24 protein-coding genes and 1 tRNA gene are annotated in these 24833 nt (G+C 63.1%); 13 read left to right on the top strand and 12 right to left on the bottom strand.

Annotation, left to right across the window (positions count from 1 at the left end; translation table 11 throughout):
• Window positions 1-18: 18 nt before the first annotated feature.
• From QM609_RS23445 to QM609_RS23430, 4 genes are all read right to left on the bottom strand, one after another.
• On the bottom strand, window positions 19-495 hold the full coding sequence (locus QM609_RS23445) for an SRPBCC family protein (protein WP_007726321.1): 477 nt from the start codon (window positions 493-495) through the stop codon (window positions 19-21).
• Window positions 496-570: 75 nt separating this feature from the next.
• A complete protein-coding gene (locus tag QM609_RS23440; protein ID WP_050656013.1) occupies window positions 571-936 on the bottom strand; it encodes a VOC family protein in 366 nt (121 codons plus the stop codon).
• A complete protein-coding gene (locus QM609_RS23435; protein ID WP_003945275.1) occupies window positions 933-1319 on the bottom strand; it encodes a phage holin family protein in 387 nt (128 codons plus the stop codon). The genes QM609_RS23440 and QM609_RS23435 overlap by 4 nt, the downstream gene beginning before the upstream one ends.
• 40 nt (window positions 1320-1359) lie before the next feature.
• Window positions 1360-2325: an L-lactate dehydrogenase gene (locus tag QM609_RS23430; protein ID WP_050656012.1), complete on the bottom strand. Its 966-nt coding sequence runs from the start codon at window positions 2323-2325 to the stop codon at window positions 1360-1362.
• Window positions 2326-2432: 107 nt separating this feature from the next.
• Here QM609_RS23430 and QM609_RS23425 point away from each other — a divergent pair, with 107 nt between their 5' ends.
• Window positions 2433-3275 (top strand): PE-PPE domain-containing protein, encoded by an 843-nt coding sequence (locus QM609_RS23425; protein ID WP_047270355.1) that lies wholly within the window; start codon window positions 2433-2435, stop codon window positions 3273-3275.
• Window positions 3276-3337: 62 nt separating this feature from the next.
• Window positions 3338-4435: a glycerophosphodiester phosphodiesterase family protein gene (locus QM609_RS23420; RefSeq protein ID WP_179090764.1), complete on the top strand. Its 1098-nt coding sequence runs from the start codon at window positions 3338-3340 to the stop codon at window positions 4433-4435.
• A gap of 296 nt (window positions 4436-4731) precedes the next feature.
• Here QM609_RS23420 and QM609_RS23415 read toward each other — a convergent pair.
• Window positions 4732-4807: transfer RNA gene (locus QM609_RS23415), tRNA-His, on the bottom strand.
• Window positions 4808-4995: 188 nt separating this feature from the next.
• Here QM609_RS23415 and QM609_RS23410 point away from each other — a divergent pair.
• On the top strand, window positions 4996-5958 hold the full coding sequence (locus tag QM609_RS23410; RefSeq protein WP_050656011.1) for a pseudouridine synthase: 963 nt from the start codon (window positions 4996-4998) through the stop codon (window positions 5956-5958).
• Between the two features lie 18 nt (window positions 5959-5976).
• On the opposite strand, the gene ychF is transcribed toward QM609_RS23410, so the two are convergent.
• On the bottom strand, window positions 5977-7056 hold the full coding sequence (ychF, locus tag QM609_RS23405) for a redox-regulated ATPase YchF (protein ID WP_019744568.1): 1080 nt from the start codon (window positions 7054-7056) through the stop codon (window positions 5977-5979).
• A 70-nt stretch (window positions 7057-7126) separates the two neighbouring features.
• Window positions 7127-7645 (bottom strand): CD225/dispanin family protein, encoded by a 519-nt coding sequence (locus QM609_RS23400; protein ID WP_371683539.1) that lies wholly within the window; start codon window positions 7643-7645, stop codon window positions 7127-7129.
• A gap of 92 nt (window positions 7646-7737) precedes the next feature.
• Between QM609_RS23400 and QM609_RS23395 the strand changes: the two genes are divergently transcribed.
• The 3 genes from QM609_RS23395 (at window position 7738) to QM609_RS23385 (ending at window position 11922) form a co-directional block, all read left to right on the top strand.
• Entirely contained in the window at window positions 7738-9315 is a 1578-nt protein-coding gene (locus QM609_RS23395) for an FMN-binding glutamate synthase family protein (protein WP_042449196.1), read from the top strand.
• Window positions 9316-9427: 112 nt separating this feature from the next.
• The gene (locus QM609_RS23390; protein ID WP_050656009.1) at window positions 9428-11710 is read left to right on the top strand and encodes a carbon starvation CstA family protein; all 2283 of its coding nucleotides are present in this window, start codon (window positions 9428-9430) and stop codon (window positions 11708-11710) included.
• 2 nt (window positions 11711-11712) lie between these two features.
• The gene (locus QM609_RS23385) at window positions 11713-11922 is read left to right on the top strand and encodes a YbdD/YjiX family protein (RefSeq protein WP_003945213.1); all 210 of its coding nucleotides are present in this window, start codon (window positions 11713-11715) and stop codon (window positions 11920-11922) included.
• A gap of 6 nt (window positions 11923-11928) precedes the next feature.
• Here QM609_RS23385 and QM609_RS23380 read toward each other — a convergent pair whose 3' ends face one another.
• On the bottom strand, window positions 11929-12333 hold the full coding sequence (locus tag QM609_RS23380; RefSeq protein WP_003945253.1) for a hypothetical protein: 405 nt from the start codon (window positions 12331-12333) through the stop codon (window positions 11929-11931).
• Between the two features lie 152 nt (window positions 12334-12485).
• On the opposite strand from QM609_RS23380, the gene QM609_RS23375 reads away from it, so the two are divergent.
• Entirely contained in the window at window positions 12486-13679 is a 1194-nt protein-coding gene (locus QM609_RS23375; protein WP_003945249.1) for an AI-2E family transporter, read from the top strand.
• On the opposite strand, the gene QM609_RS23370 is transcribed toward QM609_RS23375, so the two are convergent.
• Window positions 13680-16658: an AAA family ATPase gene (locus QM609_RS23370; RefSeq protein ID WP_050656008.1), complete on the bottom strand. Its 2979-nt coding sequence runs from the start codon at window positions 16656-16658 to the stop codon at window positions 13680-13682.
• Window positions 16655-17830 carry an exonuclease SbcCD subunit D gene (locus QM609_RS23365; RefSeq protein ID WP_050656030.1) on the bottom strand — a complete coding sequence of 392 codons (1176 nt, stop codon included), beginning with the start codon at window positions 17828-17830 and terminating at the stop codon, window positions 16655-16657. The genes QM609_RS23370 and QM609_RS23365 overlap by 4 nt, the downstream gene beginning before the upstream one ends.
• A 217-nt stretch (window positions 17831-18047) precedes the next feature.
• Here QM609_RS23365 and QM609_RS23360 point away from each other — a divergent pair, with 217 nt between their 5' ends.
• Window positions 18048-19004, top strand: a complete 957-nt coding sequence (locus QM609_RS23360) for a DUF6542 domain-containing protein (protein ID WP_007726347.1) — start codon at window positions 18048-18050, stop codon at window positions 19002-19004.
• Window positions 19005-19074: 70 nt separating this feature from the next.
• On the opposite strand, the gene QM609_RS23355 is transcribed toward QM609_RS23360, so the two are convergent.
• Window positions 19075-20088: a 4-hydroxy-3-methylbut-2-enyl diphosphate reductase gene (locus QM609_RS23355; RefSeq protein ID WP_003945273.1), complete on the bottom strand. Its 1014-nt coding sequence runs from the start codon at window positions 20086-20088 to the stop codon at window positions 19075-19077.
• Between the two features lie 153 nt (window positions 20089-20241).
• On the opposite strand from QM609_RS23355, the gene QM609_RS23350 reads away from it, so the two are divergent.
• Genes QM609_RS23350 through QM609_RS23340 form a run of 3 tightly spaced genes read left to right on the top strand, consistent with a single transcriptional unit; the run spans window position 20242 to window position 22318 of the window.
• Complete coding sequence (locus QM609_RS23350) at window positions 20242-20841, top strand: lipid droplet-associated protein (RefSeq protein WP_030536251.1); 600 nt, start codon at window positions 20242-20244, stop codon at window positions 20839-20841.
• Entirely contained in the window at window positions 20838-22103 is a 1266-nt protein-coding gene (gene xseA, locus QM609_RS23345) for an exodeoxyribonuclease VII large subunit (RefSeq protein ID WP_050656007.1), read from the top strand. Before QM609_RS23350 ends, xseA begins: the two co-directional genes overlap by 4 nt.
• Entirely contained in the window at window positions 22100-22318 is a 219-nt protein-coding gene (locus QM609_RS23340; RefSeq protein ID WP_003945276.1) for an exodeoxyribonuclease VII small subunit, read from the top strand. The genes xseA and QM609_RS23340 overlap by 4 nt, the downstream gene beginning before the upstream one ends.
• A gap of 21 nt (window positions 22319-22339) precedes the next feature.
• Here QM609_RS23340 and QM609_RS23335 read toward each other — a convergent pair whose 3' ends face one another.
• On the bottom strand, window positions 22340-22909 hold the full coding sequence (locus tag QM609_RS23335) for a DUF4245 domain-containing protein (RefSeq protein ID WP_003945206.1): 570 nt from the start codon (window positions 22907-22909) through the stop codon (window positions 22340-22342).
• A gap of 180 nt (window positions 22910-23089) precedes the next feature.
• On the opposite strand from QM609_RS23335, the gene glpX reads away from it, so the two are divergent.
• Window positions 23090-24124, top strand: coding sequence for a class II fructose-bisphosphatase (glpX, locus tag QM609_RS23330; protein ID WP_003945202.1), 1035 nt, complete (start codon window positions 23090-23092; stop codon window positions 24122-24124).
• 101 nt (window positions 24125-24225) lie between these two features.
• Window positions 24226-24833: lyase family protein (locus QM609_RS23325; RefSeq protein WP_283337507.1), on the top strand; the 608-nt coding region annotated here is incomplete at its 3' end.

Below are 24833 nucleotides of genomic sequence, written 5' to 3'. Positions count from 1 at the left end.
GACGGTACCACCGGCTTGTCAGCTCTTTTCTGCAGCAGCTTTCAGCTGGGACAGGCCCTTCTCGAAATCCTTTCCGACAAGCTTGTCCATGCTGAAGATGAAACCGAAGATCTTGAAGAACAGATTCTTCTTTCCGGTCATCTTCCACGTCACCTGAACTTCACCGGAATTCGGCGAGATGAGAAACGTGGTGACGTTCTGCGCCTTGAACGGCTTGAGGAAGGCCAGGTCCAAAACTACTCGTTCATTCGGGACGGATTCGGTGATCACCATCGAACCGGAGCCCGCCTTCTTGTTTCCCGCCCAGGCGTACGAAGCCCCGACGCCCGCGTCAGGCCCCGCGTACGTCCGCTGCATCGCCGGGTCGAGACCTTCCCACGGCGACCACTGAGTCCACTGATGGAAATCGTTGATCAACGCGAAGACGACCGGTGCTTCTGCCTTGACGATCGTCGTACGTTCTACCAGGAATTCGTTGGAATTCTGCGAAGCCATCGTCGATCTCCAATTCTCGGGCGTGACAAGTGTTCGGAATTATCCACGGTCGACGAGTTCGGAGCGAGTCGACACTCAGTCCCGCAGGCACAGGCAGAAATAGTGACCGACCGGGTCGCGGTACACGCGGAAAGTCTGATGCTCCGGAATGTCGGTCACCCGCTGCGCACCCAGGCTGATCACCCAAGCCTCGGCGGGGTCGAGAGAATCCACGAACAGATCCAGATGGATCCCGACACCGGAGGTCGGCCAGTCCACCGGAACGAAATCCGGAGCGAGCTGAAATGCGAGCCGCCCCCCGCCGGGTCCTTCGATCACGTGCCAATCATCCTCGTCGCGAACACTTTTCCACTCGAGGACCTGGACGTAGAAGTTGGCCAATGCAGCCGGATCCGGGCAGTCCAGGACTGCGTAGTCCATACCGATGTTCGGGCGCGTCACTGTGCCTTCTTCTCCTGAACTTTCTTACGCACGAACAACAACGGAAGAACCAGCGTCGCAACGGCGGTTACCAGCCACACGACGACGGTTCCCAGAATCCACGTCGAGACACCGGAGATCGACAGATTGGAGAAGAGCGACGCCACCAACAGCGCGACAAATGTCGACACCAATCCGATTCCGCCGAGAAATGCCGGTGCATGGCGCTTTGCCACCGTGGCGATGAACGGCGCCAGGACCGACTGCGCAATCGCAAAGATCACGACCGCAACGATGAATCCGGATGTGGGCGCCGAGAAGCCCGAAAGAATCAACGACGCAACAAGAAGCCCGACAGCGGCAGAACCCAGGAAGATCGCGGCGCGAATCAGGAAGCTGATCATTTGTTGATCCTATATGTCGGATATCAAGGAGAACAGATATTCACAATCCCAGAGAGTCCTGCACCTCTCGCAATGTCCGGGCAGAAGATCGGAGCCCCGAAGCCTCTCTTTCCGATAGCGGTACTTCGAGGACTCGGCCGGCACCAGCACGACCAACCATCGTGGGAAGGGACAGGCAAACGTGCTCGAGTCCGTGGACGCCGCTCTGCAAAGTCGATACCGGCAGAACCCGTTGTTCGTCCCGCAACACGACTTCCGCGATGAATGCGCTCGACAATCCGATGGCGAGGTTGGTCGCGCCCTTACCCTCGATGATCTCGTAAGCACTCTCGACTACAGACTTCGCTACTTTCGCGCGTAGGTCGGGGCCGAGGACGCCACCCGACGGTCCCACGAACGAGGTTGCCGGCACTCCGCCGATGGTTGCGCTCGACCAGAGCGGAATCTCGGAATCCCCGTGCTCGCCCACGATGAAGGCATGAACGTTCTCCACCGCGACTCCGAGTTCGGTAGCCAGCAGGAATCGCAATCGGGCCGTGTCCAGCACGGTCCCAGATCCGAAAATTCGGCCGCGGTACGACGGTCCCGCAGCCTGGATCGCTGCGTAGGTCGCCACGTCGACCGGGTTGGTGACGAAGAGAAGGACCGCGTCCGGTGACACCGCCAACAGTTGTTCGGTCAGTGTCTGCGCGATCTTGACGTTCACCGCGGCAAGTTCGAGCCGCGACTGACCGGGATGCTGTTTGGCGCCCGCGGTGACGACGACCAAGTCGGATCCCGCGGTGACCGAGATGTCATCGCCTCCGTCGACAGTGCACGGCGGTGTGAACTGGGTGCCGTGGTTGAGATCGAGAACTTCGGCCCGGACCTTTGCGCTGTTGGTGTCGTAGAGGGCGAGCGCGTCGGCCGATCCGCGTATCAGGCACGCATACGCAATTGCGGTGCCGACGCTTCCCGCACCGACAACGGACACTTTTCGTCTGGATGAACGATTCGGCGTCGTCATGGGTAAATGGTGCTCGCTCGATAACGATTTCGCAGTACAACGGATTGCCAGTCTCTTCTCAGGGTTTGGATGCAGACCTCTCAGAATCGACGTGGATGATCGCTGACATGGCTGAGGTAACCGTTCTTGCAGTTGGCGGCACCGGCGAATCCCACGTCGGCGACCACGGCGCCCGTGTGCGCGGACTCCTCAGTGCCGTCACCGACGAACTCGACAGTCGATTCGATTCTCGCTGGGTCGCTTATCCCGCGTCGTACGGTCCGGTCGCCGACGGTGGCCTGAGCTTTCGGCACAGCACCGCGATGGGTGTGAAGGCCCTCACCGCCGAAATCGCACAGACAGACGGCCCGGTCATGCTGATCGGTTACTCACAGGGATGCACCGTGATCCGCTCGGCTCTTCCGACGCTGAACCGCGCCAACATCATCGGAGTCGGACTGATCTCCGATCCTCAACAACCGGCAGGCGTGATCGAAGGTTGTGAGGGACACGGAGTTGCCGGCGACGGACCCGATATCCAGCCGTGGATTCCGGTCAAGTGGATCGGGCACCCGCAGGACATGATCTGTAATGCCAGCGACGACAGCTACATTCGCGACATCGCAGACTTGACGCGCTGGATGTCCTTCTCGCAGGCACGCGTGTGGGCAGGAAAGGTTTGGGAACTACTTCGTAGCAATGCTTTCCAGAATGCGCAGAAGACTCGTTTCAGTCCCAAACAGTGGCGTACCGATCTACGACGCATTCGCACCGCGTTCCTCGAAGTACTTGGTTACCTGCCGACGAAGTTGAACCTGAACCGATTTCAGCTCAAGAACCCTCGCGGCGGTAGACACATCAGCTACGCGATCGAACCTCTCGACGAGAGCGGACTGACCGGGTGTGAGCTTCTGGCGTCGTGGATGAAGGTCCACGCGAGCGGCGTCGGGCAGCGCATTCACGCGGCCTGACCTTTACCGTTAGTTTACCTAGCGAACCCCGGCGAGCCATTCGACGCCTCTACGTTCCTTTCATGCAACTGAGCAGAATATTGTCGTGCGCCGCCGTGACCGTCGCACTCCCCCTCACCGCCCTGGCGGCCCCGGCCGCCGCATCGCCAACCGGCAGTCTCGACTGGTCCGGTTCGTTCGGTAGTTCAGCGCCCCAGCCGGTTTCGACGTTCGACGTCCAAGCCCACCGCGGCGGGCTCGGCCTGTACACGGAAAGCAGCCTGGCCGCGTTCGCGAATGCCCTCGAAATGGGCGTCAGCACACTGGAACTCGATACCCAGATCACCGAGGACGGGATCGCTGTCGTCACGCACGATCGTAAGATCTCGAACAAGAAATGCCTCGACACCGAGCCCGCAACTGCGGGTGACCCGGAGTTCCCGTACGTCGGCAAATTCGTCAACACGCTGAGCCTGCAGCAGATCAAGACCATGGACTGCGGCACTCTCCCCCTTGCCGGATACCCTGAACAGCAGAATGTTCCGGGAGCGAAAATGCAGACGCTCGAAGAAGTGCTTGCCCTGGTGAAGTCGTACAACGCACCCGGAATCAAGCTCAACATCGAGACCAAGGTGGAAGCGGGAGCGCCTCACGAGACCGCCCCGCGTGAGCAGTTCGTCTCTGTAGTCCTCGATACGATCCGGGCAGCCGGATTGTTGGACAGCGTCACCATTCAGAGCTTCGACTGGGGCTCGCTCATGCTCACCCGTCAACTCGCGCCGAGTGTCCCCGTCGTTGCGCTCACAAACGGCGACTTTCTCCAGGTAGGCAAGGACGGAGCGTCACCGTGGCTCGGCGGTCTGGACATCGATGATTTCGGTGGCGACGGCATCGCGGCGGTAGCAACCTTTGGTGCCTCCGCCTACTCCCCCGTCCAAGGAACTCCGCAGGGCGGAAAGGTCGGGGATCCCGGTTTCACCCTCTATCCGACAGCCGACATGATCGCGAGCGCACATGCGCGTGGCATGAAGGTCATCCCGTGGACCGTCGATGATCCCGCCACCATGCACGCCCTGATCGACCTCGGTGTCGACGGGATCATCACCGACTACCCCGATCGTCTCCGAGCCGTTCTGGCCGAGCGAGGCATGCCACTACCTGCACCTGCGGTCAAGAAGTAGCCTCCACCGCGCACCGAAGCAGGTACCTGAACAGGTACTACGGCCGATGTCCCCGGGGTCCCGTCGGCCGCATCCTGGACAGGTACTTGCTCGGGTGATCGGAGGTGAATTCTGATGATGTCTTTGAAGGATCAGTTGGACAACTGCGAATACCTACTTGCCGACGCGGAAATGGCCGGCGACTGGAATGCTGTCCGGCGATTCAGGGAATACCGGCTCAGGCTCGTTCGACAACTGTGCAGGCAAAGGGCCGCCGGCCTCTGCGCCTAGAAGCCCGACCTCAGCCGTATCTGAGCTGGTCCCTCTGGGCGGTTACGATCCGCCGTCGCCCGAGTCACAGTCGGGTGCTCTCACCAATTGAGCTACAGAAGGTATGGCCCGCAGTGCTTTTCGACTGCGATCATTCTCTGCCGAACCATACGGGCCTGCATCTCGTCCGCGCTACTGATTTTCGACTCGACGATCTACACCGACCACCGCTGTGAGTTCGGTTTCCGCGTCCCCGCGGGGACGTCCCCGTCGAGGCCACACCGAATCACCGCTGACCAGTAGTCGATGGGATGATGACCTGCGTGTCCATGTCCCCACCGCTGCCCGTCAAGAACGGGGTTGGCCCGACGCGCCTACGCATCCCGCTCTCTGGGCCGTGGGCGACGATCGCCGAGTACGTCGTAGCCAAGTTCGACCATCTGGACGCCGAGAACCTGTATCGGCGGTTCGACGACGGCGAGTTCGTAGATACCGACGGCCACTCGATCTGCCTGAACACAGAACTCAGCGCGCACCGGTTCGTCTGGTACTACCGTGAGTTGCCGGCGGAGGACCCGGTGCCGTTCCACGAGGAGATCCTGCACACCGACGACGATCTCGTCGTCATCGACAAGCCACATTTTCTCCCGACCACTCCGAGCGGGCGATACCTGCGTGAGTCGGCGCTCATCCGCCTGCGGGTTCGTCTCGACAACCCAGATCTGACCCCGATCCATCGACTCGACCGCGGCACCGCAGGGGTGGTGATGTTCTCGGCCCGCCCCGCGACGCGCGGCGCGTACCAGTCACTGTTCGAGAAGCGTCAGGTCACGAAGGTTTACGAGGCGGTGTCGGCGCGACCGACCCGGCGGGGCCGGGATGCACCAGCGCTCGACGTCCCTCTCGTTTACCGCAACCACATCGAAGCTCGACGCGGCGAGTTGCGAGTCGTCGTCGACGACAGCCGTGAACCCAACTCCGAGACCATGATCGAGGCGCGAGGGCCGGGCGTGAGTGCCTCCGGACGTGCTGTGCTGCACACGGTTCTACGTCCGCAGTCCGGACGGATGCACCAGTTGCGAGTGCACCTGGCAGCTCTCGGCGCCGGGATCCTGGGCGACCGGCGATACCCCGACCTGCTGCCCGACGCGCCGGACGATCATTCCCTCCCACTCCAATTGCTCGCGAGGGAACTCGAATTCACCGACCCGTTGTCGGGGAAAGCGCGGCGGTTCGTCACCCGTCGGACGCTCAGCGAGATGCCCGTGGGGTGACGACCAGGAGCCGCGGATTTAGACGTTGAAGCGGAACTCCACCACATCGCCGTCGGCCATGACGTATTCCTTGCCCTCCATGCGGACCTTGCCGGCAGCCTTGGCCGCGGCCATGGAACCCGCCTCGACGAGGTCGTCGAAGGACACGATTTCAGCCTTGATGAAGCCGCGCTCGAAGTCGGTGTGAATGACGCCGGCAGCCTGGGGAGCGGTGTCACCCTTGTGGATGGTCCAGGCGCGAGCTTCCTTCGGACCAGCCGTCAGGTAGGTCTGCAGTCCGAGGGTGTGGAAGCCGGTGCGCGCGAGAGCGTGCAGGCCCGGCTCGGTCTGACCGATCGAGTCGAGCATTTCCTGGCGGTCTTCCTCGTCGAGCTCGAGGAGTTCCTGCTCGACCTTCGCGTCGAGGAACACAGCGTCGGCCGGTGCGACGGATGCGCGCAATTCCGCAACCTTCGCTGCGTCGGTGAGCACAGACTCGTCGGCGTTGAAGACGTACAGGAAGGGCTTGGTGGTGAGCAGGCTCAGCTCACGAAGCAACGAGAAGTCGAGCTTGTCCTTGACGCTGAAGAGCGTCGTGCCCTCGTTGAGGAAGGCCTGAGCCTTGAGTGCCTCGTCGTGGGCCGGCTTGAGCTCCTTGTTCTTGCGAGCTTCCTTGTCCAGACGCGGGAGAGCCTTCTCCAAGGTCTGCATGTCGGCGATCACGAGTTCGGTCTCGATGACCTCGATATCGGAGGCCGGGTCGACCTTGCCGTCGACGTGGATGACGTCGTCGTCGGCGAAGACGCGAACTACCTGGCAGATGGCGTCCGCTTCACGGATGTTGGCCAGGAACTTGTTACCCAGGCCTGCGCCCTCGGACGCTCCCTTGACGATGCCGGCAATGTCGACGAACGACACGGTCGCGGGGAGGATGCGCTCGGAGCCGAAGATCTCGGCGAGCTTCTGCAGCCGCGGATCGGGCAGCTCGACCAGACCGACGTTGGGTTCGATGGTCGCGAACGGGTAGTTCGCTGCCAACACGTCGTTGTTGGTCAGTGCATTGAAAAGGGTGGACTTGCCGACGTTGGGCAGTCCGACGATTCCGAGGGTAAGGCTCACGGTCTGTGGATTCTACGGCCTCGCGGCGACGTGACGGGTACTCGCCCCACCGTCACGTCGCGGCAGGTGATCAGTTGTAGGTATACGAATCGACGGATGACACGATCGCAACCAGGAAGATGACGTAGAACGCGATGAACAGCACCCAGCAGATCACGGCTATGAGGAGCGAGATCTGCCCGAGTTTCTTCACCCGCTCGGATGCGTACTGCGCGCCCTGGTGATCGCCCATCGCCCACTTCGGGTAGATGTCGTGGAGATGGTTGAACGCGGCGAACGCGATAGGCCAGAAGAAGATGATCGACGCGACGGCCCATCCCGCGTTGGACTTCGGCGGACCGTACTGAGGCGCCGCGTACGTGGGAGCAGCGCTGTACTGCTGGGCTGCGCTGTACTGCTGACCGGTCGGATACTGCTGTCCGGCTGAGTACTGCGGGTCGGTCGGGTACTGCTGGCCCGTCGGATATTCCTGGCCTGCTGAATATTGCTGACCGGCTGAATACTGCTGGCCTGCCGGATACTGCTGCTCCTTCGGATACTGTTGCTCCTTCGGATCCTGCGGGTCGGTCGGATATTGCGGTTCGGTCATCATTCCCCCAAAGAGTCGGATTCGGTTCTCTATCGCAGAACCTAGTGGAGACTTACCGCTGCCGTGTCACAGTGAGCGCCTACGCTCTCGAGGTGACTCGGATGCTGATCGTGCTCTTGATATGGATAGTGGGTCTCGGCACCGCCGCGCTCGCAATTGTCGCCTCGCCCGGATGGTGGGTGATCGCTGTCGTCACACTCGCGCTGGCGGCCATGGGCACCTACGACCTCACTCAGAAGTCCCACAGCATCCTCCGTAACTATCCGGTCCTGGGGCACGCGCGATTCCTCCTCGAGAAGATTCGACCGGAGATCCAGCAGTATTTCGTCGAATCATCCACCGATGGAATGCCATTCGATCGCGAAACGCGAGATCTGGTTTACGAGCGGGCAAAGGGAACACTGGCGGAAGAGCCCTTCGGGACCGAGCGCGACGTCAATGCGATCGGCTACGAGTTCATGACGCATTCGATTCGCGCACGGACCGCCCCCGACACCGTTCCCCGAGTTCGCCTCGGCGGACGCGATTGCACGAAGCCGTACGACATCGCTCTCCTGAACGTCTCCGCGATGAGCTTCGGGTCGTTGTCCGCCAACGCAATCGAAGCCCTCAACGCCGGCGCCGCCAAAGGCGGCTTCGCCCACGACACCGGCGAAGGCGCGATCAGTCCGTATCACCGCAAACACGGCGGCGATCTGATCTGGGAAATCGCCTCGGGATACTTCGGATGCCGAACCGAGGACGGCCGATTCGATCCTGACCGTTTTGCCGAGCGTGCCGGACTCGATCAGGTGAAGGCCATTTCGATCAAGCTCTCGCAAGGTGCGAAACCCGGGTTGGGTGGCGTGCTTCCCGGAGTCAAGGTCTCCCCCGAAATCGCCGAAACCCGCGGGGTACCCGTCGGCCAGACCGTGATTTCGCCACCCGCGCACACCGCGTTCAGCACCCCGGTCGAACTGGTCGATTTCATCGCGACCCTGCGAAAACTGTCGGGAGGCAAGCCGGTCGGGATGAAACTGTGTGTCGGCTCGCGTCGTGAATTCCTCGGAATCTGCAAGGCGATGATCGAACGCGGTATCACGCCCGACTTCATCATCGTGGACGGTTCCGAAGGCGGCACCGGCGCAGGTCCGGTGGAGTTCGAGGACCACATGGGCATGCCGTTGACCGAGGGCCTGATGCTGGTGCACAACGCTCTGGTGGGAACTGGTTTGCGCCCTCTCGTGAAAGTCGGCGCTTCCGGAAAGGTGGCGAGCGGTTCCGACATCGTCAAACGCATCATCCAGGGCGCAGACTTCACGATGGCGGCCCGCGCAATGATGTTCGCAGTGGGCTGTATTCAGGCCCAGATGTGCCACACCAACCGCTGCCCGGTCGGCGTTGCCACTCAGGATCCGGCACGCACCCGCGCACTCGACATCCCCGACAAGAGCGAGCGCGTCTACCGATTCCAGAAGGCAACCGTCGCCAGCGCGCAACAGATGATCGCGTCGATGGGCATCGATTCCTTCGACCAACTGCAACCGGGAATGCTCAACCGCCGCGTCGACGGTCTCACCACTCGCACCTATGCCGACCTGTTCGACTGGCTGATGCCGGGCGAACTGCTCGACTCCCCGCCGCAGAGCTGGCTCACCGATTGGATCGACGCCGACGCTCACCGATTCTGACGTCGGTCGACTCCCGCGTTTCAGATCGCGCGGATTCACCCTTCTGGTCCTACAGTGACAGATGGCCCGCTGTGACGGCGGCCACACGTGCACTAGTGGACGGAGTTCGACGATGAGCTTGACGACTGCGCCGGAACCAAATGTCGAGTACCTGAAAACCGATCCTGACCTGCCACCTGTCGGCGTCATCGACAAAACACCCATCTCCACGACTGCGCGCGTCGTCTTCCTTGTTCTCGGACTGGTCGGCGCGAGCGCCTGGTACATGATTGCGATCGTCCGCGGTGAACACATCAGCGCTGTGTGGTTCGTGTTGGCCGCAATCTGTACCTATCTGATCGCCTACCGCTTCTATGCGCGGTTGATCGAACGCAAGATCGTCAAGCCCCGCGACGACGTCGCAACTCCCGCCGAAATCATGGAGAACGGCGCCGACTACATGCCGACCGACCGTCGGGTGCTGTTCGGTCACCACTTCGCGGCAATCGCCGGTGCCGGTCCCCTGGTCGGACCCGTGTTGGCCGCGCAGATGGGATATCTTCCGGGAACGATCTGGATCATCGTCGGCGTCGTGTTCGCCGGGGCGGTGCAGGACTTCATGGTCCTGTGGATCTCGTCGAAGCGCCGCGGGCGCAGCCTCGGTCAGATGGCCCGCGAAGAACTCGGCCTTGTCGGCGGCGTCGCCGCACTGATCGGCGTGTTCGTCATCATGATCATCCTCATCGCGGTGCTCGGACTTGTGGTCGTCAATGCGCTCGCCGAGTCCCCGTGGGGAGTGTTCTCGATCGCGATGACCATCCCCATCGCGCTGTTCATGGGCGTGTACCTGCGGTATCTGCGGCCGGGCAAGGTTTCCGAGGTCTCCCTGATCGGCGTCGTCCTGCTTCTCCTGGCCATCGTCTCCGGCGGATGGGTTGCCGATACCGGTTGGGGCGCAGACTGGTTCACACTCTCGAAGGTCACCATCGCGTGGCTGATGATCGCGTACGGATTCGCCGCATCGGTGCTGCCAGTCTGGCTGCTCCTGGCACCGCGCGACTACCTGTCGACGTTCATGAAGGTCGGCACCATCGCGCTGCTGGCCATCGGAATTCTGGTCGCACGACCCGCTCTGAACATGCCGGCAGTGACGCCATTCGCCTCCAACGGCGAAGGCCCGGCCTTTGCCGGTTCACTGTTCCCGTTCCTGTTCATCACCATTGCCTGTGGCGCACTCTCGGGCTTCCACGCACTGATCGCGTCCGGTACGACGCCAAAGCTGCTCGAGAAGGAAAGCCAGACCAAGATGATCGGGTACGGCGGCATGCTGACCGAATCGTTTGTCGCGATCATGGCTCTGGTCACCGCCTGCATCCTCGATCAGCACCTGTACTTCGCACTCAACGCTCCCGCGGCACTGACCGGTGGAACACCGGAAACCGCAGCCGAATACGTCAACAATCTGCCCCTCGGCACTGCCCCCATCACACCGGACGTGCTGACTCAGGCAGCCGAGGCCGTCGGCGAAGAATCGATCATCTCGCGAACCGGCGGCGCCCCGACGCTCGCGTTCGGAATGTCCGAAGTACTCAGCGACGTCTTCGGCGGCGACTCGCTGAAATCGTTCTGGTACCACTTCGCGATCATGTTCGAGGCGCTCTTCATCCTCACCACGATCGATGCCGGCACCCGCGTCGCTCGATTCATGCTCTCCGACTCGCTCGGCAACTTCGGCGGTCCGGCGAAGAAGTTCAAGGACCCGTCGTGGCGCATCGGCGCGTGGCTGTGCTCGCTGATCGTCGTCGCTGCCTGGGGCGCGATTCTGCTCATGGGTGTCACCGATCCGCTGGGCGGAATCAACACACTCTTCCCGCTCTTCGGCATCGCCAACCAGCTACTCGCCGCGATCGCACTGACGGTGGTCATGACGATCGTCATGAAGAAGGGCCTGTTCAAATGGGCCTGGATTCCCGGCGTACCGCTGGTGTGGGACCTGGTCGTAACCATGACCGCGTCGTACCAGAAGATCTTCTCCGACAACCCCGCGATCGGGTACTGGGCTCAGCACAACGTGTTCAAGGACGCGAAGGCTGCCGGCGAGACGGCGCACGGTTCCGCGAAGACTCCGGAGGCCATCGATGCCGTCATTCGCAACACCTTCATCCAGGGCACGTTGTCGATCATCTTCGCGTCACTGGTGATCGTCGTGGTCATCGCCGGGATCATCGTATGTGCCAAGGCAATCCGAGCGGGCGGGCTGCCGACCACCGAGTCCCCGGAAGAACCGTCGAAAATCTTCGGACCCGCCAGCTTCATTCCGACGCCCGCGGAGAAGGAAATCCAGAAAGAATGGGACGAGCTGATCAAAGCCGGGAAAGTCCGGGCGCCCGGCGCCGCACACGGAGGTGGGCACTGACCATGACGACGGCGACCATGACGGCAAAACTCACCACAGCGTTCCGCGGAACGCTGTGGTGGGTTCGCTCGGTGATGGGTGATCTCGACTATCAGCGCTACGTCGAGCACACCCGACGCCACCACGCCGACTCACCGGTGATCAGCGAACGAGAGTTCTGGCGCCGCCGACACGCAGCAGCCGACGCCAACCCAGGCGCCCGCTGCTGCTGAATCCGGTCAGGGGCAGGTGGCCTTCGCGAGTTCGTAAATGTGGCCGGCCTGCTCGTCGGTGGGCTTGTTGCCGTTGTTCTCGGCCAGGTCGGTGATCTTGGTCTTGACCTCCGCCTCGTCCGTGCCGTTGGCGACCTCGGTACACGTGGTCGTCAAGATCTCCTCGATGTCTGCGTCGTCGCGGTTCTCCGCCAACGGTGCGTAAGCCCCACGGAACGTGGCGACGAACAGCGCCGTCTTGCCCTGATCGATGGCGTTGCCCGCTGACTGTTTCGCCGTCTCGAGCGCCTGTTGCCCGCTCGTGACTGCCTCGCTGATCTTGTTCTGCGCGTTGTCCTGATCCTCGGTGCTACACGCGGTGAGCCCGAGAACGACGATTGCTGCTGCCCCGACTGCTGCTGCGATTCTCATGACGGAAATGTTAGTCCGATCAGCATGCTTCAAAACACAGTATTGCAGCGCAACACACGAGTTATCGCATGCAGTCGTTACGATCAGCTCAGCTAGATCACCGGATTCGCACATCGGCGAGGAGATCCCTGCGCCGACGGAAAGGACGATCAGTGAGCGAGCAAGACAAGGGGACGTCCGCAGGGGTGCGCAAGCGCGACCGCGGCGAGATCATCGGGCAAGGGGGTATGTGGCTCGCAAAATGGTCGTTGGTGTTGGCGTCGATTTCGCTGGGCGCCTGGATTTTCGGCTGGCTGATCGAAAAGCTCTGGGTCATCATCCTGCCGGTGGCTCTGGCTATCGTTGTTGCGACAGTCATGTGGCCGCCGACCCGCGGCATGATCAAGCGCGGTATGCCACCGGCCGCGGCAGCCGGCATCACCCTGGTGCTCTCGATCGGAATCCTGGCCGGTGTGATCGCAGGCATCGTTCCGTCAGTGGTCAGCCAGGCCCCCGAGCTCGCGAACAAGACCACCGAGGGCATCAACCAGGTTCAGGACTGGCTCCAGGGTCCGCCGCTGAACCTGAAGGACGACCAGATCGACAACGCCGTCCATGCCGTCATCACCAAGGTGCAGGAAAGTGGAACCGCCATCGCTTCAGGCGTTTTCAGCGGCGTGAGCACAGCGAGCTCGTTGTTGGTCACGCTCGGTTTGGTCCTGATTCTCGCTTTCTTCTTCATCAAGGACGGACCGAGGTTCATCCCCTGGCTCCACGCTGTCGGCGGCGGCCGCGCCGGTCGGCATCTCGAAGAGGTCCTCACCCGCATGTGGGACACGCTCGGCGGATTCATCAGGACACAAGCACTGGTGAGTCTGATCGACGCGGTCTTCATCGGCGCCGGATTGCTGATACTCGGGGTCCCGCTGGCACCGGTGCTGGCAATTCTCACGTTCATCGGTGGCTTCATCCCGATCGTCGGTGCCTTTGTCGCCGGCGCCCTGGCCGTGTTGGTTGCGCTGGTGGCAAACGGTCTCACCACCGCCATCATCGTGTTGATCATCATCCTGGCCGTTCAGCAGATCGAAGGAAACGTCCTTCAGCCTGTGCTGCAGAGCAAGTCGATGAAACTCCACGCCGTCATCGTGCTGCTTGCCGTGGCCGCCGGTAGCTCGCTGTACGGCATCGTCGGCGCCTTCCTCGCAGTGCCCGTCGCCGCTGTGGCAGCAGTTGTCATCCGGTACATCGGCGAGCAGATCGACGAACGCGCAAGCGACAACGAGCCGATGCCCGCCGGCGATGCGTCGGACATCCTCGAGGATCAAGACGACGACGCCGAGTCAGAGGTAGAGAACAAAAAGGCCTGATCAGCCCGCGATCACCTTCACCGAGGAGCCTGCACGTCCGCGAATGACGTGCAGGCGACTCGGGATTCGCTGCCTCATCTCGTCCACGTGACTGACGATGCCCACCACTCGTCCACCGTCGCGAAGCTCGTCCAACACAGCCATCACCGAGTCGAGGGTGTCGGCGTCGAGAGTGCCGAATCCTTCGTCGATGAACATCGTGTCGAGAACGATTCCGCCGGACTCCGCCGCAACCACATCGGCAAGTCCGAGGGCCAAAGACAACGACGCCAAGAATGATTCACCGCCCGAGAGCGTCTTCGCCGAGCGAACGACACCCGTGAAGTCGTCCCGGATGTCGAGCCCCAGACCGCCGCGGCGACCCCGAGAACCTGCCTCGTCACTGTGCACGAACTCGTATCTGCCCCCGGACATCCGCTGCAGCCGAACCGATGCCGACACGGCGATCTCTTCCAACCGCGACGCGAGCACATACGCTCGCAGCGACATCTTGCGACTGTTCTGACCTTTGCCGGCGATCACGTCGGCGAGGCCAGCGAGTTCGTCGTGCAGTTCCCGCTCAGGTGCAACCGCTTCGTATGCTTTCTCGAGTTGTCCGCTGAACCGTTCGAGATCCGACACACGGTTCTCGGCCAGGGAAGCAGCTGCAACAGCCGAGTTCACCACCTCGGCGCACTGAAGAGCACGCTCGCGAGGACCGTCGACGTCGACTGTCTCGACTTCGCTCACCGCAACGACCTCGGGGTCGTCGAGGACCGTCCGAGCGGCCACCTCGAGGTCGCGTGCTTTGGCGAGTTCCGTTTCGATCGCTGCGATTCGGGCCGGCGATCTCACCCCTTCGATCGCAGCCTCGACCGAATCGAATCCAGCAGCGGCCGCCGCAGCGGCCAGTTTGGTCGACAGTTCCGCCGATCGCGCCTGCGCACGAACGGCGTCGTCACGCATCTCAGACGCCGCCGAGGCAGCGGAGGCAAGCCTTTCGAACCGCGAGCGCTGAGCAGCGATGGTCGAATCTTCTCCCACCGCAGCGACGATCGCCGCTCGAATCTGCTCGACCGTGGCCGACAGAGTCGTCGTACGCTCGGTCAGTGCCGCCAATTCGGCCGTCAGAGAAGCGGATTCCTGTTGCAGCTCGCCGTCACGCTCGTTGAGATGCCCGAGCTTGTCGGCCAACCCTCCAACCTGACCGGCAGAGTGGGTCGCCTCGTCAACGGCGTTCCGAGCCGCGGCGCGGAGCCTGTCGAGTTCTGCGACGTCGCCGTCCCCGCCGCGGGCGATCACCCGGTCGATGTCACGGTCGACGGTTACCTGGCGGTCGACTACCTTGCTCAGGGCTTTCTCGGCCGCACGCTCGGCTGCGGACGCGACTTCCAGATCGGGCTCGGTGACCGTCACGACATCAGACTGCGCCGGCGCAGGGTGTTCACGCGAACCACACACCTGGCATGGGTCACCGGGCGCGAGTGAACTCGCCAACTCCGCAGCCATGCCCTCGATACGCTTCTGCACGAGGTCGAGCCAGCGCCCGCGAGCACTCTGATGGGCGTCGCGCGCATCCAACACCTGCACACGAATCTTCTCGGCTTGCGCACGCAGAGAGACGAATTCATGAGCCGCTGCCGCAGCATCCGATGCTTTGGCCAGTGCAGCTTCGAGGCCGGGCAGAGCCGCGTGCGCGCGTTGCGCATCCTCCAGTCGTTGGCCGGCCGAGCGCACCATTTCTGGCAGTTGAGTGCGTTCAACCGCGATGGCATCGATGCGCTCGGACAGAGCGTCTCGCCGAACTCCGAGTTTCTCGATCTCGGCTTCTGCCGCATCGGCTCTGCGAGCATCCTCCGCCATTGCGTCCAGGCGAACGATCTCGTCACGCCAGGTCCGGATCCGAGCTACGACGCGTTGACGCTCGTCGTCGGTGGGTGGCCACACCTCCGGCACGAAAATCTCCGGACCGCCCGTTGCGGAGTAGGTCGACATCGCTGCGGTCATCGATTCGAGTGCGGCAGCGAGGTGCAAGCCGGCAGCGTCCACATCGCCGGCGACAGCGGCCACAGGCAGTGCGCGCTTGGCGGTCTCGAGTTCAGCGCCGATCACAGCTCTTTGGGCGGCGCCCGTATTGAATGCTGCGAGTTCAGTGGTCGCACGATTACGGCGAGCGACCAGATCTGAGGTTCGCTGCGCAACGGTGAGCACCCGATTAGCCTCGGCTGCTGCATCTTTCGCGGTCACCAGCTCCGCAAGACTTGTATCGCGGGTGTCCTGAGCCTCGGCGAGGAGTTTGCGCGACCATTCCAGTGGGTGTGCCTCGGCGCCTACCTCGAGTCCCGCAGCTGTCTCGACCTTCGCGAGCAGCAGCCGCACGGATTGCTCCCTTGCCGCGAGCGCGGTCGCACTTGCCTTTCGCTTGGCGTCGAACCATGCCTCGACGGAGACAAAACGCTTGGTGTCGAACAGACGCTCGAGCAGTTTGCCTCGCTCGTCACTCTCGGCACGCAGGAATTTGGCGAACTCACCCTGCGGCAAGAGCACCACCTGGAAGAACTGATCAGCGCTCATGCCCATGAGGCGGTTGATCTCGTCACCGATGTCAGGGATGCGCGAAAGATTCTCGCCGCGGCCGTCCAACCACGTCAGTGTGGCCTTTGCATTCTCTGTGATCGAACCGGTGCCACGCTTCTTCGGGCGCGAATACTCTGGACTACGAACAAGTTTGATTCTGCGACCACTGATGGTCGCTTCGAGTTCCACGCGCGGCACCGAACCGGCGGGCGCGTGATCGGACAGTAGCCGTTTGCCCTCGTTGCGCGCACCCGGAACCCGCCCGTACAGGGCAAAGGAAACCGCGTCGAGGATCGTGGTCTTGCCTGCACCGGTGTCGCCGTGCAGAAGGAACAGCCCGTCTGCACCCAATCGGTCGAAGTCGACCTCGACAGTGTCGGCAAAGGGCCCGAAAGAGCTGACTTCGAGTTTGTGCAGCCTCACGCGGTTTCACTCAGTTCTACCGTGGACTCCTCGGCGCGCGCGGCAGCGCTGAGCGCTTCGGCCATCAACGTGACCTCCCGCTCGGACGGGTCACTACGCACGGCCGAGACAAAGCCGCGGGCGATCTCCATGTCGGTTCGACCCCGTACCGCGTCGCGATACTTGAGATCCGATTGTCCTTCCGGCCTTTGCCATTCGAGGTGAACGGCAAAGGGGAAACGTGCCTGGAGCTGCCTCATGGCATCGACGGGACGAACCGGGTCGGTGAGCAAAGCGGAGACGTAGCACTGCTCGGAATCGGCGTACTTCGACTCGGTGAGAAGTTCCTCGAGAGTTCCCGTCACCTGGCTCAGCCCTCGAATCACCGGAAGATCGAGGCGCTGCACCGACGACAGACCGGCTGCGTCGAGTTCGATCAAAAGCGCAGCCTTGCGGTGGCTGCGCTCACCGAACGAATACGGCAACGGTGAACCTGAGTACCGCACACTCTCCGAGAGCATCTGCGGAGAATGCAGGTGTCCGAGGGCGACATAGTCGACGCCGTCGAATTCGCCCACTGCGACGGTCTCCACTCCGCCGACCGAGATGGAGCGTTCCGATTCGGAGGCCTCACCGCCCACGACGAAGGCATGGGCGAGCAATACCGATCGAGTCGCGGGGTCGGCAGCCGTTCGTTCGGCGAGATCTCGCCGAACACGCGACATGGCCGCTCCGAGGATGTCGGAATGAGTACAAGCCCGGGGCACGTCCAACTCGACGCGCGTGATCTCCGGCTCGAGGTACGGAATCCCGTAAAAGGCGACAGGACCGAACTGATCGCTCAGCATCACCGGAGTACCGATCTGGCCGACGCGAGTGATCAGGTGCAAGCCGCCGGCAGCGGCAAAGGATGCCCCGGCTCCGAGCCGCACCGCGGAATCGTGATTGCCGGACGTCGCGACGATGACCGCCCCCGCCGCCCGGATTGCCTCGAAGCCTCGATTGCACACGGTGACCGCGTCGGAACTGGGAATCGAGCGGTCGTAGATGTCCCCCGGCACGACCACGACGTCGACGCCGTGTTCGCGGACGGAATCTGCGATGGAACCGAGCACACTCGACTGATCGGCCAGCAGATCGACGCCGTGAAAGGTGCGACCTATATGCCAATCGGAGGTGTGCAGAATCTTCATGAATCCGACGGTAGAGCAGCCCACCGACACCGCCGATCTCCCACGCTGACGGCTTCGTCGGTGTGCCCCAACCCACGAGCGTCCGGTGACCCTGCACACAATCCGTCCGGTTCGTTTGGCGAAGAACCCGAAACCATCGCGCCATCGCGTCGATAAATGCGCCAGCCACGACCCGCACAAACACGGCCGACAACGCAAGAACCGCTAATGTCGTTATGTGTCTGCAACCCAACGTGCTCGCTCCGGGGTACCGCTGGACAAGCGATCGCTCATCGTGACCGTCCCCGGCCTGCCCTGGTGGGGAGTGATCCTGCTTGCTGCCGGTGTGACCGCCGTCGGCGTACTGATCGATGCCACCGGAGGCGGCGGAGAGCTCACCGCGGTGTTCTCGACGTTCTACTTCCTGGGCTGTCTCTTCGCTGTGGTTGCCGCTTCGAACAAAGCACTCTTCACCGCGATGGCCCAACCGCCGTTGCTGCTCTTCGCTGCGGTGCCGATCGGGCACACGCTCATCGGCAAGGACAACAGCACCGCGCTGCGCGATATCGCGATCAACATCGCGTACCCGTTGGTCAACCGCTTTCCGATCATGTTGGCCGCAACCGTGGTCGTGCTGATCATCGGTGGCTTCCGATACTTCCTGCTCAATCAGCGCCCCACCGGGCCCGCGCGCTCGACCCGCTCCCGCCGCTCGGCGGCCACCACTCGTGACTCCTCTGCGGCTGCCACGCGAGAACAACCCGCACCCGAGACCGGGCGTCGACGCAGAGTCTCGGACGCGCCCGTCCCCGGGCCGCCGCGTCGCCGCGCCCCCGAGGTGGACGAGCAGCCCGCCTACCGAAGCACCCCCAGGCGCGAGCCGATCCAGGACGAGCGTCCGCTGCCGCCTCGGAGAAGCCCTCAGCCACCCAGGGTCGATCGCACGCACCAACCGCCTACGCGTCGCCCCCAACCCGACAGTCGGCCCGTGGCAGACGACGACTACCCGTCGTACGGTCGCCGCCGGGCGCCCGAGCCCACTTCGTCGCCCAGACGTGAGGAGCGGATGGAGCCCTTCTTCGCTTCGGGTGACGACGTATCGCCGCCGCTGCCCCCTCGCCGCCGCCCACCCGGAGTCGATCTTCCCGCGTATCCGCCGCCGCGAGTTCGGTACCGCGATCGCGAAGAGCCCTGAACAGACGCGCCCGGTAGCACAAAAAATGCGGGGCACCTCCCAGATGGAAGGTGCCCCGCATTTTCTTGTTTCAGGACGTGCGCGCTGCTCGCAATTCACGGGGAAGGGCGAACACCAGAGTCTCGTTGGCAGTGGTGACGGGTTGAACGTCGTTGTATCCGTGCTCGGCAAGAAGTTCGATCACGCCGCGCACGAGCACCTCGGGTACCGATGCGCCTGACGTGATGCCGACTGTCTGGACACCCTCGAGCCACGCGAGATCGACCTCACGGGCGTAGTCGACCAGGTACGACGCGGCAGCGCCCGCCCCGAGCGCGACCTCGACCAGGCGAACCGAGTTGGACGAGTTCCGCGAACCCACCACGATCACGAGATCGCACTCGGGAGCCATCGCCTTGACCGCGACCTGACGGTTCTGCGTGGCGTAGCAGATGTCGTCGGACGGCGGGTCCTGCAGATTGGGGAAGCGCTCACGCAGGCGCGCGACGGTCTGCATCGTCTCGTCGACGCTCAGTGTGGTCTGGGAAAGCCAGATGACCTTCGACTCGTCACGAACCGTGACCGCGTCGACCGAATCCGGGCCGTCGACGATGGTGACGTGATCGGGAGCCTCACCTGCGGTGCCCTCGACCTCCTCGTGGCCTTCGTGGCCGATGAGCAGAATGTCGTAATCGTCGCGGGCGAATCGCTTCGCTTCCTGGTGCACCTTCGTGACCAGGGGGCACGTCGCGTCGATCGTGCGCAGGTTCCGCTCGGCAGCCGAGTCGTGGACGGCCGGCGACACACCGTGCGCCGAGAACACGAGCAACGATCCCTCGGGAACCTCGTCGGTTTCGTCGACGAAGATCACGCCCTGATCTTCGAGCGTCTCGACGACGTGGCGATTGTGGACGATCTCCTTACGCACGTAGATGGGTGCGCCGTGCTTCTCGAGGGCCTTCTCGACGGTCTCGACCGCGCGGTCGACGCCGGCGCAGTAGCCGCGAGGCTCGGCGAGGAGCACGCGCTTGGCGCTGCCCTTGCGGGTGGACGGCGAATCAGCCGAGTGCGCGATACCGAGATTGAGAGGAACAGCCGAAGACATGTGACCAGCCTACTGGCACCTCGAACGTGAGACACTCCGGCAAACGTGAACACCTCGGTTTCGGGCTCCGATCGAAGGTTCCGAAGTAAACGAGTACAGCCGTCACAGGCAAGTCGGCTACCGATTGTCGGAGCTTTGCGGCAAGCTGTGGGAATGATCCGACCACCGTTCGTGGCGCGCGTTGCCGCGGGACTCGCCGTCACCGCGATGGAAGAGGCAAAGAAGTTGCCCACCACCGCCGTCGCCCTGCCGATGACCGCCGTGAGCCAGATGCTGCAGACAAGCATGCGCGTGCAGCAGTCGATCACCTCGTTGGCCATCAAGGGCGATCAGGCATTTGCACTGATCAACTGGTCTTCCGAGGACGAACAGCCCGAGTGGGCGGTCTTCGACGAAGACGTCGATGCGCCTGCTGACCCGACGCCTTCCACCGGATCGACCACCGCTGACACCCCGACCAACGCCGGTCGCTTCGCGCTCTACTCGCTCGAGCCGACTGCCCCCATCGAGGAACCCGCACCCGTCGCCGAGTCCGAATCCACGGCAGCTACGACGGACGGACCTGCCGAAGAGCCCGAGATCGTCACCGAACTCGACTACCCCAACCTCACACTCGCACAGCTCCGTGCGCGCATCCGGACGCTCAGCATCGACGAGCTGACCGCAGTCCTGGACTACGAGAATGCGACGCTCGCTCGCGCACCGTTCCAGACCATGCTCACTAACCGCATCACCACAGCCAAGGCAAAGTGACTTCCGCAACGCCCCCCGCTTCATCGCAGCGATCGTCCGGCGCCAGTAGCGCTGAGCAGCCGTGGCCGGTCCGCACGGTTTCCGCCAAGGTCGCCGGCTGGATCGATCGGCTCGGCAGTATCTGGGTCGAAGGTCAGATCACCCAGATCAATGCACGCCCCGGCACCCGAACGGCCTTTCTCGTCCTGCGTGATCCGTCGGCAGACATGTCGCTGTCGATCACGTGCTCACCGCAGTTGTTGCACAACTCCCCGGTGCCGTTGACCGAGGGCTCGCGAGTCGTGATGTTCGGCAAGCTCTCGTTCTACACCGGACGCGGAACGGTGTCGTTGCGTGTCACCGAGATTCGCGCCGTGGGTATCGGTGAGCTGCTTGCCCGCATCGAGAGACTGCGCGCCTTGCTCGCCGCCGAGGGCTTGTTCGATCCGCGGCTCAAACGGCCGCTTCCGTTTCTGCCCGGCACGATCGGCCTGATCACGGGCCGAGCCAGTGCGGCCGAGAAGGATGTCGTCTCAGTCGCCCATCGTCGTTGGCCAGCAGTTGCCATCGCAGTGCGTAACACCGCGGTTCAGGGTCCGACTGCTGTTCCCCAGATCATCGAAGCGCTGAAGGAACTCGACGCCAACCCGGTAGTCGACGTCATCATCCTCGCTCGCGGCGGCGGTAGCGTCGAGGATCTCCTGCCGTTCTCCGACGAAGCGCTGTGCCGCGCCATCGTGGCCTGCACGACGCCGATCGTCAGTGCCATCGGACACGAGCCGGACAGCCCGCTCAGTGACCACGTCGCCGACCTGCGCGCAGCCACACCCACGGACGCGGCCAAGCGCGTCGTACCCGACGCGGTTGCGGAAGCTGCCCTGGTTGCGGATCTGCGTGACCGCAGCGCTGCGGCACTGCGCAGCTGGGTCAAGCGTGAGTCTCATCTGATCGAACAGTTGCGCACTCGACCGGTCATGGCATCACCGCTGCTCGCGGTGGACCGTCGCGCCGAGGAGGTCGAAAGGCTCCAAGCCGCCGGACGACGCGATGTGACTCGGTTGATCGACTCCGAGTCCCGAACGATCGAGCATCTGCGCGCCCGGCTCACCACGCTGGGCCCCGCCGCGACGCTGGCCCGCGGGTACGCAGTCGTGCAACGTGTTGTCGCCGACGGCGATCCGGAGGTTCTGCGCTCGGTCGAGGACGCGCCACCCGGAACCCAGGTTCGAGTTCGACTTGCAGACGGCGCCGTTCGCGCCGCAGTGATGGGAAGAGAAAAATGAGCAACGCCACCGACACCGACATCAACGAACTCGGCTACGAAGCAGCCCGCGACGAATTGGTGAGCGTCGTGAAGATTCTCGAACAGGGCGGTCTGGACCTCGACGCGTCACTCTCACTGTGGGAGCGAGGCGAAGCGTTGGCCAAGCGCTGTGAAGAGCACTTGGCCGGCGCGAGGGCCCGCGTCGAAAAGGCTCTGGCCGAAGCGGACGAGTAACGTCCGCTCCGACCGCAAATCCTATGGCGTGATCGGCTGCGCTGCGCCGACCTTCTCGGCAAGAATCCGGAACTCTTCCGGCGTCGCCGCGCCCGTGAGCAACAGGCGAACATCCCCGACGTCCGTGACCCAGATCGACTCGACACCTTCGCCGCCGAAGACGTTCCACGTATCGGCACCGACGGTCTCGACTCCGGTCGCGAATCGCTGTCCACCGGCAACATGTGACACCAACGGGAATTCCTCGGCGTTGCTCTGTGTCAGCTGGATGTAGCGACCACTGGTCGTGATGAATCCCACAGTGCTCGAATCTCCGCCGCCGTCGCCGGAGATGATCTTGCGACTGCCGGAGTTCGGAGTCCACCCGTCCGGAACACCGGGATTACGGATGGGAAATCCGAGTTCCTTCGCGTCGTAGTTCAGAGCTGCGTCCACGTCGACGCTCGGGATAGGCCCCTGCGTCGGGCCGCCAGGACTGAACGTGCACTGGCTGGCGATGCCCGCAATGATGATGCAGAACAGCACCAACGGTACGAGAGACCAGACCATGTCTTTGTTGTCTTCGAGAATGCGGGGTTTCTTCGATGCCACACCCCCAGTATCCAGGTACTCCGCAGTAGATACGATTCCCGGTCCCCCTCGAGCGAGACAAAACGTCTCTGCGGCGACCCGACAGCGCACGTAGCCGCTCCCATCTGGGACAATGACGCCTGAAGAAACCACTGCGTCGACACACCCCGTCGACCGCGACCGCGCCAGGAGGCACCGCACATGACGGCCAGCAGCACTCATCGTGAGACCCCGGACCGTAACCTCGCACTCGAATTGGTCCGAGTCACCGAAGCCGGTGCTATGGCTGCCGGCCGCTGGGTAGGCCGCGGCGACAAGGAAGGCGGCGACGGAGCAGCCGTCGACGCCATGCGTCAGCTCGTCTCGTCAGTCTCGATGCGCGGCATCGTCGTCATCGGTGAAGGCGAGAAGGACGAAGCGCCGATGCTGTTCAACGGCGAAGAGGTCGGAAACGGCGACGGCCCCGACTGCGACTTCGCCGTCGACCCGGTCGACGGCACCACCTTGATGTCCAAGGGCATGCCCAACGCAATCTCTGTTCTGGCTGTTGCCGAGCGCGGCGCGATGTTCGATCCGTCGGCCGTGTTCTACATGGAGAAGATCGCTGTCGGGCCGGATGCCGCAGATGTCATCGACATCAGCGCACCGATCGCCGAGAACATCAAGCGCGTGGCCAAGGTCAAGAAGGCGTCGGTCTCCGACATCACGATCTGCATCCTGGACCGCCCGCGTCACAACCAGCTGATCCAGGACGTTCGCGACACCGGCGCTCGTATCCGTCTGATCTCCGATGGTGACGTTGCCGGCGCGATCGCCGCAGCGCGTCCGGAGTCCGGCACCGACATGCTCGTGGGCATCGGCGGAACGCCAGAGGGCATCATCGCCGCAGCAGCCATGCGCTGCATGGGTGGATCGCTGCAGGGCAAGCTGGCCCCCACCGACGACGAAGAGCGTCAGAAGGCCATCGACGCCGGTCACGATCTCGATCGGATCCTGTCCACCGAAGATCTCGTCTCGGGCGAGAACGTCTTCTTCTGCGCCACCGGCGTCACCGACGGTGACCTCCTGCGCGGCGTCCGCTACTACGGCGGCGGCGCCAGCACGCAGTCCATCGTGATGCGTAGCAAGTCCGGCACCGTTCGCATGATCGACGCGTACCACCGTCTCGAGAAGCTGCGCGAGTACAGCTCCGTCGACTTCGACGGCGAAGAGGGCGCGGTTCCCCCGACGTTCTGATGGGCTCCGCCCCGTGAGTGGTTAGGGAGTCCCTGCACTCCTCAACCGCTCACGGGGGACGTAGTCCCCTACCCGCTCTCGAAAAGTGGCAATGTGGAGCCATGACGGAGAGCAACGATCAACAGTTCCGAATCGAACACGACACCATGGGCGAAGTTCGGGTGCCCATCGACGCACTGTGGCGAGCACAGACCCAGCGTGCAGTCGAGAACTTCCCGATCAGCGGGCGCCCGCTCGAGCGCACCCAGATCCGCGCAATGGGCCTGCTGAAAGCAGCGTGTGCGCAGGTCAACAAGGACCTCGGACTCCTCGACGCGGACAAGGCCGACGCAATCATCGCCGCCGCGAACGAGATCGCCGAAGGCAAGCACGACGATCAGTTCCCCATCGACGTCTTCCAGACCGGCTCGGGAACCAGTTCGAACATGAACGCCAACGAGGTCATCGCATCCATCGCGAAGGCCGCCGGTGTGGACGTACATCCCAATGATCACGTCAACATGTCGCAGTCCTCCAACGACACCTTCCCCACCGCCACGCATGTCGCAGCTACCGAAGCAGCGGTCACCGATCTTGTTCCGGCACTGGAACATCTGCATGCTGCGCTTGCCACGAAGGCGACCGAGTGGAAGACCGTCGTCAAATCCGGGCGCACCCATCTGATGGACGCTGTGCCGGTCACGCTCGGTCAGGAGTTCGGCGGCTACGC

The organism is Rhodococcus sp. IEGM 1302 (assembly GCF_030056935.1).
GTDB classification, from domain to species: Bacteria; Actinomycetota; Actinomycetes; order Mycobacteriales; family Mycobacteriaceae; genus Rhodococcus_F; species Rhodococcus_F qingshengii.
This window is presented reverse-complemented; position numbering and strand designations above follow the sequence as displayed.

Excerpts from the sequence above, each read along its gene's own strand:
- QM609_RS23445 (WP_007726321.1), bottom strand. The coding sequence starts at position 495 with ATGGCTTCGCAGAATTCCAACGAATTCCTGGTAGAACGTACGACGATC.
- QM609_RS23435 (WP_003945275.1), bottom strand. The coding sequence starts at position 1,319 with ATGATCAGCTTCCTGATTCGCGCCGCGATCTTCCTGGGTTCTGCCGCT.
- QM609_RS23430 (WP_050656012.1), bottom strand. The coding sequence starts at position 2,325 with ATGACGACGCCGAATCGTTCATCCAGACGAAAAGTGTCCGTTGTCGGT.
- QM609_RS23425 (WP_047270355.1), top strand. The coding sequence starts at position 2,433 with ATGGCTGAGGTAACCGTTCTTGCAGTTGGCGGCACCGGCGAATCCCAC.
- QM609_RS23420 (WP_179090764.1), top strand. The coding sequence starts at position 3,338 with ATGCAACTGAGCAGAATATTGTCGTGCGCCGCCGTGACCGTCGCACTC.
- QM609_RS23410 (WP_050656011.1), top strand. The coding sequence starts at position 4,996 with ATGATGACCTGCGTGTCCATGTCCCCACCGCTGCCCGTCAAGAACGGG.
- QM609_RS23400 (WP_371683539.1), bottom strand. The coding sequence starts at position 7,645 with ATGACCGAACCGCAATATCCGACCGACCCGCAGGATCCGAAGGAGCAA.
- QM609_RS23390 (WP_050656009.1), top strand. The coding sequence starts at position 9,428 with ATGAGCTTGACGACTGCGCCGGAACCAAATGTCGAGTACCTGAAAACC.
- QM609_RS23385 (WP_003945213.1), top strand. The coding sequence starts at position 11,713 with ATGACGACGGCGACCATGACGGCAAAACTCACCACAGCGTTCCGCGGA.
- QM609_RS23380 (WP_003945253.1), bottom strand. The coding sequence starts at position 12,333 with ATGAGAATCGCAGCAGCAGTCGGGGCAGCAGCAATCGTCGTTCTCGGG.
- QM609_RS23365 (WP_050656030.1), bottom strand. The coding sequence starts at position 17,830 with ATGAAGATTCTGCACACCTCCGATTGGCATATAGGTCGCACCTTTCAC.
- QM609_RS23355 (WP_003945273.1), bottom strand. The coding sequence starts at position 20,088 with ATGTCTTCGGCTGTTCCTCTCAATCTCGGTATCGCGCACTCGGCTGAT.
- QM609_RS23350 (WP_030536251.1), top strand. The coding sequence starts at position 20,242 with ATGATCCGACCACCGTTCGTGGCGCGCGTTGCCGCGGGACTCGCCGTC.
- QM609_RS23340 (WP_003945276.1), top strand. The coding sequence starts at position 22,100 with ATGAGCAACGCCACCGACACCGACATCAACGAACTCGGCTACGAAGCA.
- glpX (WP_003945202.1), top strand. The coding sequence starts at position 23,090 with ATGACGGCCAGCAGCACTCATCGTGAGACCCCGGACCGTAACCTCGCA.